The sequence below is a fragment of the Pseudomonas sp. TE21394 genome (genome assembly GCF_054057835.1).
The window spans coordinates 1,352,548-1,366,596 of record NZ_JBSRZR010000001.1; the positions used below are offsets into that span (position 1 = coordinate 1,352,548).

Here is a 14,049-nt window from a genome sequence, read left to right on the forward strand (position 1 = left end):
CCCTGACAGGCAAGAGGAAATGGCGGAAGGCAGCGGGAGTCGAACCTGCCCGGGAACGGCTGCCGTCCCCAACCGGGTTTGAAGCCCGGCCGCGCCACCGGGCGCGATTGCCTTCCTTGAACTCAGTGCCTGGCCTGCTGCTGGGCCAGGGCACTGTCGGCGCGGATGTGACGCTGGTCGGCCACCCTGCGGGTCAGGCCAATGCGGTCGAAATATTCCAGAATCTGCACACTGCGTTTACGACCGATGCCCAACATATCGCGAAACGCGGCAACCTGCACTATCGGCGTTTCCCCGGCCTGCCCCAACAGCAGCTCTGCCATGCGCCGTAGCGTCGCTTCGGGGTAGAACAGGTCGCGTACCACCTGGTGCACCAGGCCCAGCCGGGCCAGCTTGCGCAGCAACAGGCGCACATCGGCTTCGGCACAGTTTTCCTCGCTCGCCAGCGTCCGGACCCAGGGCGGATCGTATCGCCCTGCGAGCAACCTGGGTTGCAGCCGGGCCCATAACGCGCTGTCGGCTTCGCTCAACTGCACCTTGTGTTCGGGCAGGTGCAGCCATGGGCCGCTGCTGGCAATGGCGCCCTCATCGAGCAATTCGTCCAGCAAGCTGACGAAAGCGGGCCGCTCCAGCGGCAACCCTGCAAAACGGCGCAGGCGATCACGGTCCGGGCCCAGCTGGTCGGGCTCCTGCTCGTGGAACAGCGCCAACTGCCCAAGCGCCTGGCGTTTCAGCGCCTGCCACTGGTCGTTGGCGAACAGCAGTTGGCCCTGCCGGGTTGTCACTACCCGCGCGTTGTCGGGTAACTGCCAGGTGTCGCGCAGGCGGTTGAACTGCCGCTCCAGGCGCTGCGGGTCGATACCCCCCTGGGCGCTGGCGAGCAGTGCCGGCAGCGCCTGCTCCAGGTCCTCGGCATCACGCAATACCTGTAACTGCCGCAAGCGCTGTTCACTGCGGCGCTGACGGCTTGGCGCGAACGGGTCGAGCACCTTGCCACCGCCAAGGGTGCGCTGGGCGCGCTGGTCGCGCAGCACCAGGCGGTCGCCATGTACCGCTTGCAGCGGCGCGTTGAGCAATAGCTGGGCAAACATGCGCTGGCCCGCCATCAGGGTTTCACCTTCGAGCAACGCAACCCGGGCGGTGACATCCTGGGTGCCGAGGTGCACGTGCACGGCGTTGAAATGTTCGAAGGTGCGGGTTTCGCCCGGCAACAGGTGCAGCTCGATATCGACCCGCAGGCTGGGCGCATGCAGCCACCCGGGTACCAGCCAGTCACCGCGGTGCAGTTGCTCTACCGCCAGGCGTTCGGCAGCAATGTTCAGCGCCACCCGCTGGCCCGCTTCGGCGACCAGCGCGGCCTGGTTCTGAGCATGCAGACCACGCACCCGCACCGGCTTGCCAGCCTTGCCCAGCAGCAAGGTCTCGCCTGCACTGACCCGCCCGGCCAGCGCGGTGCCGGTCACCACCACACCCGCACCGGTAACGGCGAAAGCGCGGTCGACGGCCAGGCGGAAACCGCCGCGTGTGCTGCGCTGGCGCATCTGCTGTTGGGCCGCTAGCAGGGCCTGGCGCAGCGCATCGATGCCTTCGCCAGTTACGCTCGACAACGGAAATTGCGGCGCCCCGGCATAAGGCCCCGGCGACAACAATGCATCGACCTGCGCCTGCACTTCGGCCAGGCGCGCCGGCTCAACCCGGTCGCATTTACTGATCGCTACCAGGGTCTGCGGAATACCCAGCAGTTCGATGATTGCCAGGTGTTCGCGGGTTTGCGGCATCACCCCGTCGTCGGCAGCCACCACCAGCAGCACCAGGTCGATGCCATGGGCTCCGGCCAGCATGTTGTGAATGAAACGCTCATGGCCCGGCACATCGATGAAGCCGGTCAGCGCTGCCCCCTCGGACAGCGCAGCATAGCGGTAGCCAAGGTCGATGGTCATGCCACGGGCGCGCTCTTCCTGGCGCTGGTCCCCGGCCTGGCCGGTCAGTGCCTGCAGCAATGCGGTCTTGCCATGGTCGATGTGCCCGGCGGTTCCTACGATCACTGCACCGGCCCCAGTTGCAGGGCAGGCAACTGGGCCAGCCACTGGGCTTCGTCATCCAGCTGGCGCAGGTCCAGCCACAGGGCGTCGTCGTCGATACGGCCGAGCACCGGTACCGGCAGGTCGCGCAAGGCCCGTTCCAGCACATGCAGGCTACGCCCACGCAGCTTCTTCGACACCTGTGGGCGCAGGCACAGCGCTGCGCTCGGCAGGCGCGCCACCGGTTGGCTGCCGCTGCCGATCATGCCCAGTGCCGGCTCCACGCTGACCTGCCATTGCTCACCGAGGCAGGCCTTCAGCGCAGGGGCCAGGCGCTCGGCCTGGGCGTGGATATCGGCCTGGCTGCGGGTCAGCAGGCGCAGGCTGGGCAGGCGTTCGGCCAGGCGGTCGGGGTTGCGGTACAGTGCCAGCACCGCTTCGAGGGCCGCGAGGGTGATCTTGTCGACACGCAGGGCGCGCTTGAGCGGGTTCTTCTTGATCCTGGCGATCAGCGCCTTGCGACCCACGATGATCCCGGCTTGCGGCCCGCCCAGCAGCTTGTCGCCACTGAAGGTGACGATATCGGCGCCGTCGGCGAGGGCCTGGCGCACGGTCGGCTCGGCAGGCAGGCCCCAGCGGGTCAGGTCGAGCAGGCTGCCGCTGCCCAGGTCTTCAAGCAACGGCAAGTCATGTTGCTGGGCGATGCGCGCCAGCTCGGCGGTGGCGACCTGGGTGGTGAAACCCTGGATGCTGTAGTTGCTGCAATGCACACGCATCAGCAAGCCGGTGCGCGGATTGATGGCGGCCTCGTAATCGCGGGCATGGGTGCGGTTGGTGGTGCCGACCTCGTGCAGTTTCACGCCGGCACGGGCCATGATGTCGGGAATACGGAAAGCGCCACCGATCTCGATCAGTTCACCGCGCGAGATGATGCCCTCCTTGCGCGCGCCCAGGCTGTTGAGCGCCAGCAGCACGGCGGCGGCATTGTTGTTGACCACGGTGACGGCTTCGGCGCCGGTCAGCTCGCGGATCAGGCCTTCGATCAGGTCGTCGCGGTCACCACGCTTGCCGGAGGCCAGGTCAAATTCGAGGTTGAGCGGGTAGCGGGCGGCGGTCTGCATGGCTTCGATGGCCGCCTCCGGCAGCAGGGCGCGGCCAAGATTGGTGTGCAGCACGGTGCCGGTGAGGTTGAAGACGCGCCGGACCTGGCTGCGCTGCTGGTGGGCCAGGCGTTCCCCGGCGCGGCCCAGCAGAACCTCGGCGGCGAGCTCGGCGGCGCTGAGCTGGCCGTTGCGGACGGGGTCGCGCAGGTCGTCGAGCAGTTGGCGCAGGGTGGCCAGCACGGCGTCGCGGCCGTGGCGGTCGATCAGCGGCAGGCAGGCTGGGTGGCGCAGGAGAGTGTCGATGGACGGAAGGCGCGGGGTTTCGCTGGCGAGGCTGGAGGGCATGCGGTACTACCTTGGACTGATCCGTTGTCTGTACTGGCCTTTTCGCGGGTAAACCCGCTCCCACAGGGTCCGCGCAGCTTTTGCGACCTGCGCCGTACCTGTGGGAGCGGGTTCACCCGCGAAGAAGGCGACTCGGTATTGCAGTGTAGACCCTCACCCACTACCCGGGTGCGAGCATCAGGTTGGGGGCCAGGCGATGGAAGCCCTCCTCATCCAGGCGCATATCCAGCGCCAGGCTGGCCAGGTCATCGGCCAGGGGCTCGGCGGCCGCATCGTTTTCCAGGTAGTTGTGCTTCAGGTAGCTTTTGCACGCGGGGCAGCACTCGGCCCGCAACGGCGCCTTGCCCGGAGCATGGCGATCGTCGTCGAGGCTGGTGTAGCGCAAGTCCTTGCTCGACTCGCAATACACGCACTTGACCCGCACCACATGCCATTCACATGCACACAGCGAACAGGCCAGGTAGCGCAGGCCATTGTGCTTGCCGCGGTTGCGCACCACCCCGGCCATTGCCGGCGAACCACAGGCCGGGCACTGGGCCAGGCTGCCGGCGGGCTTGAGCTCTGGCGCGGGTAGCGCCAGCAACCAGCTGGCCCAGGCTGCCTGCAACGCGGCGCCGAGGAATGGCACCAACGCCGCAGGCACGGCATCGTACTGGCCAGCAAGCAAGGCGATGCCCCAGCCCTTGCGTTGATCGTCGCCACTGCCACGCAGGGCTTGCAGCGCCTCCCCCAACGGACCGCTGGTGTCAGCGTCGAGGTACCCAAGCAAGGCGTGCAACCAGGCCAACCACGGCCCTTCGCGTACCAGGCTGTCAGCCGCCAGCGGCGGCAAACCATGACTTGTGCACAAGCGCTGACGCTGCTCGGCCACCGGCATATCACCGGGCGGGTTATCCACAAGCTGCTGCTGAATGCGACACAACCGGGCCGCCAGTTTCAGGTAATCGCCAAGGGCATTGCCTTCGGCCAGCTGTTCCAGGCGCGCGGCGCGCAGCTCGAACAGGTTGGCAGTAGGCAGATGCAAAAACGGCGGCATCACCGCCGATGCTTCGATCTGCCCGGGTTCGAGTATCGTGCTCAAGCGCTCATCCTTCTTTCCGTCCGTGATTGCCCGGGGTCTTGTCACCGGTCACTTCGCGATACCACAACTCATGGTGCTTGCGCGCCCAGGCGCGGCTGACCCGGCCATGCAGCATGGCGCCGACCGAGCCCTTGATCCAGATGCCGGCGTAGATATGCACGATGATGCCGAGGATCAACACGAACGCCGCCAGGGCATGGAGCAAGGTGGCCAGGCGAATGGCGCCTATGTCGAAGTACTGGCTGAACCAGGCACGCCAGATCACCACGCCGCTGACCAACAGCACCAGCATGCACACCAGCAAGGTCCAGAACAGCAGCTTCTGGCCCGCGTTGTACTTGCCGATCGGCGGTACCCCCTGCTCGCTGTTCAACATCACCCGATCGATCCGACGCAGCCATAGGCGATCGTTGGCGGTAATGAAGTTCGCGCGCCAGAAACGCAGCACCAGACCAAGGAAGAACACGAACATGGCCACGCCCAGGAACGGGTGCAGGATACGCGTCCATGGCCCGCCACCGAACAGATGGCTGAGCCAGAACAGTGCCGGATGGAACAGCGCCAGCCCGGACAGCCCGGCGAGGATGAACAGGATAGCGACGACCCAGTGGTTGCTGCGCTCGTTGGCGTTGTAGCGCAGGATGGGTTTGTTGTCGTTCATGGTCGCTGCTCCTCCTGGCCAGCCGGCCTGTTCGGGTCATAGACATGCACCGACGGGTCGACCTGATGCACGCTTTCGTCGGGCGGTAGCGGGTGCTCGTCCTCCGCCACGCGCTGCGGCCCGACCCGCACATAGTGGAAGAACCCTGCCAGCACAGCCGCGCCCATGGCCAGCAGCGCCAGCGGCTTGGTAATGCCCTTCCACAGCCCGACCAGGGGGCTGATCACCGGCTGGTCCGGCAGGCCGGCATACAGCTTCGGCGTATCGGCATGGTGCAGCACATACATCACATGGGTACCGCCGACGCCGTCCGGGTCATACAACCCGGCCTTGTCGTAGCCCCGCGACTTCAGGTCGACGATGCGCTCTGCGGCATGCACCTTCATCTCGTCCTTGCTGCCGAACACGATCGCCCCGGTCGGGCAGGTTTTCACGCAGGCCGGCTCCAGGCCCACGGTCACACGGTCGGAACACAGGGTGCACTTGTACGCCTTGTGGTCCTTCTGCGAGATCCGCGGGATGTTGAACGGGCAGCCAGTGATGCAGTAGCCGCAGCCGATGCAGTGGTCCTGATTGAAGTCGACGATGCCGTTGGCGTGCTTGATGATGGCGCCTGGGCTCGGGCAGGCCTTCAGGCACCCTGGCTCGGCGCAATGCATGCAGCCGTCCTTGCGGATCAGCCACTCCAGGTTGCCGTCGTCGCGCTCGTGCTCGGTGAAGCGCATCAGGGTCCAGGTCTCGGCAGTGAGGTCCTGGGGGTTGTCGTAGGTGCCGTGGTTGTGGCCGACCTCGTCACGCAGCTCGTTCCACTCGGAACACGCCACCTGGCAGGCCTTGCAGCCGATGCACTTGGTGGTGTCGATCAGCTTGGCGACTTCCTGCTGCTGGCGTACCGAAGGCGGTACGGTGGTGGTGGCCGAGCGGGCGATGATGTCTTGGCTGGCCATCAGAGTTTCTCCACTTTGACGAGGAACGACTTGGACTCCGGCGTCTGGGTGTTGCCGTCACCGAGGAACGGCACCAGGGTGTTGGTCAGGTAGCCATGCCGCGTAGCCCCGGTGAAGCCCCAGTGCAGCGGAATGCCGATCTGGTGCACGGTCTGGTTGTTGACCTTGAGCGGGCGAATCCGCTTGGTCACCACCGCCACCGCCTCGATATGCCCGCGCTTGCTCGACACCCGCACCCGGTCGCCAGCCTTGATGCCCTTCTCGTTGGCCAGCACCTCGCCGATCTCGACGAACTGCTCGGGCTGAGCGATGGCGTTGAGCCGGCAATGCTTGCTCCAGAAGTGGAAGTGCTCGGTCAGCCGGTAGGTGGTCGCCGCATACGGGAACTCCTCGTGCTTGCCGAGGGTGTCCCACACCGAATCGAAGATACGCCCGGCCGGGTTGCTGGTGGCCTTCTTGTTCTGCGGGTGCAGCGGGTTGATACCAATCGGCGTCTCGAACGGCTCGTAGTGCTCGGGGAACGGCCCTTCGGCCATCTTGTCGATGGCGAAGAAGCGCGCCACGCCCTCGGGGTTCATGATGAACGGGTTCATCCCCGCTTCCGGTGGCGAGTCGACCTTGAAGTCGGGCACGTCGGTGCCGGTCCAGGCCTTGCCGTTCCACCATACCAGGCGCTTGTTCTCGGCGTCCCACGGCTTGCCTTGCGGGTCGCTGGAGGCACGGTTGTAGAGGATGCGGCGGTTGGCCGGCCAGGCCCAGGCCCAGTTCTGCACCTGGTGCATGCCGTACGGGTCGCTGTTGTCGCGACGGGCCATCTGGTTGCCCTGCTCGGTCCAGCAGCCGGCGAAGATCCAGCAGCCGGACGCGGTGCTGCCGTCGTCCTTCAGCTGGCCGAAGCCCGCCAGTTGCTGGCCGGCCTTGATCACTGCGCCGGTCGGGTCGGTGACGTCGGTTACTGCCCAGCCGTTCATTTCCCTGGCCAGTTCCTCCGGGGATGGCTCTTCGGGAATCTTGTATGGCCAGCTGATGTTCATCAGCGCGTCCGGGTAGGCGCCGCCCTCGGCCTGGTAGCGTTGGCGCAGGCGCAGGAACAGCTCGCTCATGATGTGCACGTCGGTGCGGGTCTCGCCCGGGCCGTCGGCGCCTTTCCAGTGCCACTGCAGCCAGCGGCTGCTGTTGACCAGCGAACCGTTTTCCTCGGCGAAGCAGGTGGTGGGCAGGCGGATCACTTCGGTCTGGATGTTGGCCGTGTCGACGTCGTTGAACGGCCCGGCATTGCGCCAGAACTCCGAGGTCTCGGTGGCCAGCGGGTCCATGATCACCAGCCACTTGAGCTTGCCGAGGGCCGCAGTTACACGGTTCTTGTCCGGCAGCGCGGCAATCGGGTTGAAGCCCTGGCACATGTAACCGTTGACCTTGCCCTGGCCCATCATTTCGAACATGCGCAGCACGTCGTAAGCCGGCACGTCGAGCTTGGGCAGCCAGTCGTAGCCCCAGTTGTTCTCTGCCGTGGCGTTGGCGCCATACCAGGCCTTCATCAGGCTGACGTGGAACTTGCCGTAGTTCTGCCAGTACGAAAGCTGGCCCGGGCGCAACGGCTTGGAGGCACGCTTGTCGATGTAGGCGACGTAGTCCTGTTCGGCATCGCCGGGCAAGGTCAGATAACCCGGCAGCGAGTTGGACAACAGCCCGAGGTCGGTCAGACCCTGGATGTTGGAATGCCCGCGCAAGGCATTGACCCCTCCACCCGGCATGCCGACGTTGCCCAGCAGCAACTGGACCATGGCCGCGCTGCGGATGATCTGCGCGCCGATCGAGTGCTGCGTCCAGCCCAGCGCATAGAGGATCGTCATGGTCTTGCCCGGTACCGAGCAGGTGGCGATCTCTTCCCAGATTTTCAGCATGGCGTCCTGCGGCATGCCACAGGTCATGCTGGCCAGTTCCGGGGTGTAGCGGCTGTAGTGCTGCTTCATCAGCTGGAACACGCAACGCGGGTGCTGCAGGGTCGGGTCGACCTTGGCAAAACCGTCCTCACCCAGCTCGTAGCCCCAGCCGGACTTGTCGGCGTACACCCGCTTGGCCTCGTCGTAACCGCTGAACAGGCCATCCTCGAAGCCATAGTTCTCTTTGACGATGAACGACACGTCGGTGTAGTTACGCACGTACTCGTGCTGGATCTTGTCGTTGCTCAGCAGGTAGTTGATCAGCCCGCCCATGAAGGCGATGTCGGTACCGGTGCGGATCGGCGCGTAGTAGTCCGCCACCGAAGCGGTACGGGTAAAGCGCGGGTCGACCACGATCAGCCGCGCCTTGTTGTGCGCCTTGGCCTCGGTCACCCACTTGAAGCCGCACGGATGCGCTTCTGCTGCGTTGCCCCCCATCACCAGGACCAGATTCGCGTTGGCGATATCGGACCAGTGGTTGGTCATGGCGCCACGGCCGTACGTCGGGGCAAGACTTGCCACCGTCGGGCCGTGTCAGACACGTGCCTGGTTATCGAACCCCAGCATGCCTGTTGCGCGGATGACCTTGTGGGTCAGGTAGCCGGCCTCGCTGGAGGCGGCTGAAGCAGCGAGAAAACCGGTGGTGAGCCAGCGGTTTACCGTTTGCCCCTGGGCGTTCTTCTCGATGAAGTTGGCGTCGCGGTCCTGCTTCATCAGCTCGGCGACGCGGTCGAGCGCCTCGTCCCAGCTGACCCGCACCCACTCCTTGCTGCCCGGTTTGCGTACCTCGGGGTACTGCAGACGGCTCGGGCTGTGGATGAAGTCCAGCAAGCCGGCGCCTTTCGGGCAGAGAGTGCCGCGGTTGACCGGGTGGTCGGCGTCACCTTCGATATGGATGATGTTCTGTTTGACGTTCTTGCCCGCATCGCCCTGGCTGTACATGATCAGGCCACAGCCGACCGAGCAGTAGGGGCAGGTGTTGCGGGTTTCCTTGGTATGCGCCAGCTTGAAATGACGCACCTGCTCGGCGAATGCGGGTGTCGGGGCCATGCCCAACGCCGCAAGGCTCGAGCCTCCAAGGCCGACGGCGGCGACCTTGAAGAATTGCCGACGGTTCAGGTCCATCGTGCACTCCTGATCAGGTGGTGGACGCACGGAACATGGCCGGCGCCTCTTGGTAGTCACGGTGGCGGCCAGTTGATGGCCGCCAACAGGTAAGACTAGCCAAGAATCGGGAACGTGCGATGATCTGGGTCAGTTGCGGCCTCGTTTGCTGACCTTGCCGATGCCTTCCACCACTGGCTGATCAACAGCGCGGCAGGTTGCGCACCACATTCAGCGCGGCACTGCTCTGGGCCACGGGCATGATCTCGATGGTATTGATGTTCACATGCCCCGGCTGCTCGGCAATCCAGGCCACCGTGGCGGCAATGTCCTCGGGCAGAATGGCCTGTACGTCACGGTACAGGGCCTGCACGGCCTCCAGGTCGCCATTGAGGCGCACCACCGAGAAATCAGTGCCCGAGCACAGCCCCGGCTCGATGTTGCTCACCCGCACCCGGGTACCGGCCAGGTCGGCACGCAGGTTGAGACTGAACTGACGGACGAAGGCCTTGCTGGCGCCGTAGACGTTACCGCCCGGGTAGGGATAGGTGCCGGCAATGGAACCGATGTTGATGATCATGCCGCTGTCGGCTTCGACCATCTGCGGCAGTATCTTGTGCGTCACCATGGCCAGGCCGGTGATGTTGGTGTCGATCATGCGCTGCCAGTTTTCCGCACTGCTGGCCTGGGCGCGGTCTACGCCCAGCGCCAGCCCGGCATTGTTGACCAGCAGGTCGATGTGCAGCGATGCGTCCTGGATCTGCGCCATCGCCGCAGCGATCGAGGCAGGGTCGGTTACGTCCAGCGCCAGCGGGATGAAGTTGACCCCCAGTTCGGCTTCCAGCGACTGCAGTTTATCCATGCGCCGGGCACCGCCGATCACGCGATAGCCCTTGCCAACCAGAGTGCGGCAGATGGCACGACCAAAGCCTGCGGACGCGCCGGTTACGAATGCGGTTTTCATCAATTGTCTCCTATGGACGGGGTCAGGCCAGGTACTTCACGCCCAGGCTGGTGAACAGGCAGAGCATCGAGAACACCAGCACCTTGCGCACCACTTCGTTGCCCTTGCGCAGGGCCAGGGCGCTGCCCAGGTGGTTGCCGAGGATGTTGCAGGCCACCAGCGGCAACGCCAGCAGGTAGACGACCTTGCCGGCCAGGATGAAGGCCACCAGGGCGCCGATGTTGGATGCAAAGTTGAAGGTCTTGGAGTTGGCCGAGCTGGAGACCAGGTCCATGCGCAGCAGGTAATGGAAGGCGATGATGAACATGCTGCCGGTTCCAGGACCGAAGAAACCGTCGTAGAAGCCGATGGCCAGGCAGGTCAGCGGGACCACGGTGAACAGCATGCGCGATGACAGCTCGCGCTCCTCGACTGGGCGATCCTTCGGTGTGAGGAAGATGAGGATGCCGAAGGGAATCAGCGCCAGGATGATCTTGCCTACAGTTTCCTGGGAGATCGACACGATCAGGTGCGCCCCCAGGTAGGCTCCGAGCAGCGAGAACGGGACGCCGACCAGCGCCACCTGCCAGACCATCCTGCTGTTGGCCAGGAAGTTGCGGATAGCAGCCAGCGTGCCGAGGGTACTCACCAGTTTTTCCTGGCCGAGGGCCACTTGCGGTGGCATGCCGACCAACAGGAAGCCCGGCACCAGGAACAACCCGCCGCCCCCGGCGATGCTGTCGACGAAGCCCGCGACGAAGGCGATTGCGCCGAGCATGAGGATGGCCAGTAACCAGTGTTCCGCCCAGAAAGCGCCTAACAGTTCCATAACAATACTTCCATCGAGTCAGTAAAAGGGATCAGGAAAGAACTTCGTAGAGATGGTCAGCCCGGGCGAAGTGCACCCGGTTCAGGTCGTTGACTGCGAACAGGCGCAACAGCCAGCGGTCGGCGCCATCGTTCTGCGGCTCGAAGCCATCGCGGGCATGCAGCACGCGCTGGTTCTTGAAGATCATGAAATCGCCTGGCAGCAGCAGGTGCGGTTCATCGAAGCGGCGGGTTTCCAGCACGCTGCGCAGGCTGCCCAGGGCCTGCTCGGCACGCAGGTTCAGGCCGTGGGTGTTCTCGCTGTCGAAGCGGCACAACCATTCGCCCGCATGGCCACGCGCCAGAACGGGCAACTCTGCGGTGCAACGGCGTTTGCCGGTAAACGAGTCCGGGCGGCGGATTTCGAACTGCGGCAGGCACAGCTCACGCACGACCGATGCGGGCAGCGCCTGGACCACTGCATCGAGGTTGACCAGCGTGGTGCTGATGCGTGGGTCACAGCGCATGCCGAAGAACGACAGGTACTCAGGGCAGCAGGAAGCGCTACCGAGTGGCTCTGAAGACAGGGGCAGATCCGGGTTATCCACATGGTAGGAAAATCGCAGTCGCGAACCGTGGGAGCTCTTGTGGCTGGACGAATTGCGCGACGGGATGACATGGCGGAACAGGCGGCCATCGTTCTCCCCTTCGTACACGACCGGGTTGATGCCCATCAGGCTCTGCATGGTCAGGGTGACCAGGCAGGCAATGGGCGTGCTGCGTGGGCTGAGCACTCCCGAATAAGGCGTGGGCGGGATGTCCCGGTCGCGAGGGCAGTTGCGTACGATCATGCCGGTGAGGTGCGGGTCTTCGACAAAGCTACGGATACGTTGGCACAGCGCCTTCCCCAGTACTTCCTGCGCCTGGTCCTTGAGCTGTGGATAAAGGTCTTTGCTCGTCTCGAAATCGAGCGGGGTGTTGTTCAGCAGGGTTTGCCAGGCGCTGGAGATGACCCAGGGCAGGCGGATCTCCAATGAGGTCTGAGGCTCGGCCCCTTGTTGCAGGTGTGCGCTTTCCATTTCGAGTGATATTCCGTTGAGCTGGCTTGAGGCCGTCGGTGTGGTGCTAAGCCGGGCAGAGGCGGCTGACGTTGTATTTTTTTGAAGCCGTTCACAGCTGTGCGATGCAGCGCAGAAAGCCGCTGGAGGTCTTTACACATTGCATCGACTCAATAATTGTAATTAGAAAACTTGAGTCGATTCAATTCATTTCCACAAATGCAAAATTCGCTGATTGCATCGACTCAATCAACTTATTGATTTCAAAAGTTTTCTGTGTGTTGAGGCGAGCGTCGCTTGCCCTTCAGAAGCGGTGGGCGCCTTCGCGAACGCTCAGCCAATATCGCAGCAGACAAACCCCAACCGCATCAATCGGTGCAATTTGCGCGTACGAAAACACAATTACTTCCATCAGACCTTTCGTGCTAGGCTTCCGCGTTCTCGCAGATTCTGGTGCCATTTCTATGTGGGTTCCTCACTACAGCGACCTGGCGCAGCCGGTCTACCTGATGATTGCCGACGCCTTGGAGCAGGACATTGGCAGTGGCCGGCTGGTGGCTGGCGAACGCTTGCCGACGCTCAAGGACCTGGCCGAAGCCCTGAACGTGACCCCCGGCACCATCGGCCGCGCCTATGACGAAGCCGCCAAGCGCGGCCTGGTGGTGGGTGAAGTCGGTCGCGGTACGTTCGTACTCCAGCAACGGCAGCTGCAAGGCGCTGCCCCTGTGCCGGTCGCACCATCGAAGCCCACAACCGCCCAGCGTGAAAGCGGCCAGATCGACTTGTCGATCATCAAGCCCAACGATGCCCACATGACCGACTGGCTGCGCGGGGCCATAAACGAGCTGGCCGCCTCGCCAGACCTGGGGCAAGTGCTCGATTACGTCACCGAGGGCGGCCACGCGACCCACAAGCAGGCCGGTGCCGCCTGGATCCAGCGCTGGCTACCCGAGGCGCGCTGGCAGCAGGTGGTGCTGACTTCAGGGGCGCAACACGGCCTGCTGGTGGCCATCAGCAGCCTGTCGAAAAGCGGTGATGTGGTGCTGTGCGAATCTTTCTGCTACCCAGGCATAATTTCCCTGGCCCACAGCATGGGTCGCCGCCTGCGCGGCGTGGCCATGGACGAGTACGGCCTTGTTCCCGAAGCATTGCGCGCAGCCTGCCTGGAGCATCGCCCGTCGCTGCTGGTGTGCGTCACCACCCACCAGAACCCGACCAACTCGATCATGCCCCACGCACGGCGCCAGGCCATCGCCGAGATCGCCCGCGAGTTCGATTTGTTCATCGTTGATGACGACATCTACGGCTTCCTCGAGCCCGCACCGGACTACCAGCCAGTGGCCGCCTATGCGCCCGAGCGCTCGGTGTACCTCACCAGCCTGTCCAAGAGTGTGCTGCCGGCGCTGCGTATTGGCTACCTGTACGCCCCACCGCAAACCCTTTCGCGGCTATCGTCGATGGTACGCAGCAGCGTCTGGATGCCATCCCCGTTGATGGCGCAACTGGCCAGTAACCTGATCAACAGCGGCATGGCCGACCAGTTGGTGCGGGTACAGCAGGACGAAGCTGCAGCGCGCCAGCAAATGGCGCGGGAAATTCTTGGCAGGTACAAGATCCGCAGCCAGCCGAACAGCTTCCACATCTGGCTGGAACTACCGGAACCGTGGACCAGCGACGAATTCGCCAACCTGGCGCGCAACAACGGCGTCACGGTCGTCAGCGGCAGCCAGTTCCTGCCAGAACGCAGCCACGCCACCTGCGGCGTCCGTATCGCCTTGATGGCCCCCAAGCGCGAAGAACTGGGGTTTGCCCTGACCAAGTTGGTCAGCTTGCTGGACTCACCGGAACCTCGGTTGTTTTATTGAACTGGACCAGATTGGCATTGCAGCGTCATTTACCCAACCAGGAGTAGAGAGGAACTTCAGAAATCTCTGATACTCAAGGTTAGCTCTTCCTAAAGCCTCGGGTTCGCTCGAAAAAAAACCCAAGGCAACTGCCTTGGGTTTTTAGTCTTTCCAGCTGCTTAACGGCTCTGA

Annotated in this window: 10 protein-coding genes and 1 tRNA gene; 1 reads left to right on the plus strand and 10 read right to left on the minus strand. The window is 64.1% G+C overall.

Annotated elements, in window-relative coordinates:
• Positions 1 to 20: 20 nt before the first annotated feature.
• The 10 genes from ACVWZT_RS06310 to ACVWZT_RS06355 form a co-directional block, all read right to left on the minus strand.
• Positions 21 to 116, minus strand: a tRNA-Sec gene (locus tag ACVWZT_RS06310).
• 6 nt (positions 117 to 122) lie between these two features.
• Positions 123 to 2,045, minus strand: coding sequence for a selenocysteine-specific translation elongation factor (selB, locus tag ACVWZT_RS06315; RefSeq protein WP_457468644.1), 1,923 nt, complete (start codon positions 2,043 to 2,045; stop codon positions 123 to 125).
• On the minus strand, positions 2,042 to 3,469 hold the full coding sequence (selA, locus tag ACVWZT_RS06320) for an L-seryl-tRNA(Sec) selenium transferase (RefSeq protein WP_457468646.1): 1,428 nt from the start codon (positions 3,467 to 3,469) through the stop codon (positions 2,042 to 2,044). Before selA ends, selB begins: the two co-directional genes overlap by 4 nt.
• A gap of 160 nt (positions 3,470 to 3,629) precedes the next feature.
• Positions 3,630 to 4,550, minus strand: a complete 921-nt coding sequence (fdhE, locus tag ACVWZT_RS06325; protein WP_457468648.1) for a formate dehydrogenase accessory protein FdhE — start codon at positions 4,548 to 4,550, stop codon at positions 3,630 to 3,632.
• Positions 4,551 to 4,554: 4 nt separating this feature from the next.
• Positions 4,555 to 5,211, minus strand: coding sequence for a formate dehydrogenase subunit gamma (locus ACVWZT_RS06330; protein WP_457468649.1), 657 nt, complete (start codon positions 5,209 to 5,211; stop codon positions 4,555 to 4,557).
• Positions 5,208 to 6,158: a formate dehydrogenase subunit beta gene (gene fdxH / locus ACVWZT_RS06335; RefSeq protein WP_296235465.1), complete on the minus strand. Its 951-nt coding sequence runs from the start codon at positions 6,156 to 6,158 to the stop codon at positions 5,208 to 5,210. Before fdxH ends, ACVWZT_RS06330 begins: the two co-directional genes overlap by 4 nt.
• Positions 6,158 to 9,226 carry a formate dehydrogenase-N subunit alpha gene (fdnG, locus tag ACVWZT_RS06340; RefSeq protein ID WP_457468651.1) on the minus strand — a complete coding sequence of 1,023 codons (3,069 nt, stop codon included), beginning with the start codon at positions 9,224 to 9,226 and terminating at the stop codon, positions 6,158 to 6,160. Before fdnG ends, fdxH begins: the two co-directional genes overlap by 1 nt.
• Before the next feature lie 181 nt (positions 9,227 to 9,407).
• Positions 9,408 to 10,169, minus strand: a complete 762-nt coding sequence (locus tag ACVWZT_RS06345; protein WP_296235463.1) for an SDR family NAD(P)-dependent oxidoreductase — start codon at positions 10,167 to 10,169, stop codon at positions 9,408 to 9,410.
• A gap of 22 nt (positions 10,170 to 10,191) precedes the next feature.
• A complete protein-coding gene (locus ACVWZT_RS06350; RefSeq protein ID WP_457468653.1) occupies positions 10,192 to 10,977 on the minus strand; it encodes a sulfite exporter TauE/SafE family protein in 786 nt (261 codons plus the stop codon).
• 31 nt (positions 10,978 to 11,008) lie between these two features.
• A complete protein-coding gene (locus tag ACVWZT_RS06355; protein ID WP_296235461.1) occupies positions 11,009 to 12,034 on the minus strand; it encodes a TauD/TfdA family dioxygenase in 1,026 nt (341 codons plus the stop codon).
• A gap of 443 nt (positions 12,035 to 12,477) precedes the next feature.
• Between ACVWZT_RS06355 and ACVWZT_RS06360 the strand changes: the two genes are divergently transcribed.
• The gene (locus ACVWZT_RS06360; RefSeq protein ID WP_457468654.1) at positions 12,478 to 13,878 is read left to right on the plus strand and encodes an aminotransferase-like domain-containing protein; all 1,401 of its coding nucleotides are present in this window, start codon (positions 12,478 to 12,480) and stop codon (positions 13,876 to 13,878) included.
• The last annotated feature ends 171 nt before the right edge of the window (positions 13,879 to 14,049 follow it).

What these genes read in the sequence shown, in the direction of transcription:
- ACVWZT_RS06345 (WP_296235463.1), bottom strand. Translation starts at nt 10,169, where the DNA reads ATGAAAACCGCATTCGTAACCGGCGCGTCCGCAGGCTTTGGTCGTGCC.
- ACVWZT_RS06350 (WP_457468653.1), bottom strand. Translation starts at nt 10,977, where the DNA reads ATGGAACTGTTAGGCGCTTTCTGGGCGGAACACTGGTTACTGGCCATC.
- ACVWZT_RS06355 (WP_296235461.1), bottom strand. Translation starts at nt 12,034, where the DNA reads ATGGAAAGCGCACACCTGCAACAAGGGGCCGAGCCTCAGACCTCATTG.
- selA (WP_457468646.1), bottom strand. Translation starts at nt 3,469, where the DNA reads ATGCCCTCCAGCCTCGCCAGCGAAACCCCGCGCCTTCCGTCCATCGAC.
- ACVWZT_RS06330 (WP_457468649.1), bottom strand. Translation starts at nt 5,211, where the DNA reads ATGAACGACAACAAACCCATCCTGCGCTACAACGCCAACGAGCGCAGC.
- ACVWZT_RS06360 (WP_457468654.1), top strand. Translation starts at nt 12,478, where the DNA reads ATGTGGGTTCCTCACTACAGCGACCTGGCGCAGCCGGTCTACCTGATG.
- fdxH (WP_296235465.1), bottom strand. Translation starts at nt 6,158, where the DNA reads ATGGCCAGCCAAGACATCATCGCCCGCTCGGCCACCACCACCGTACCG.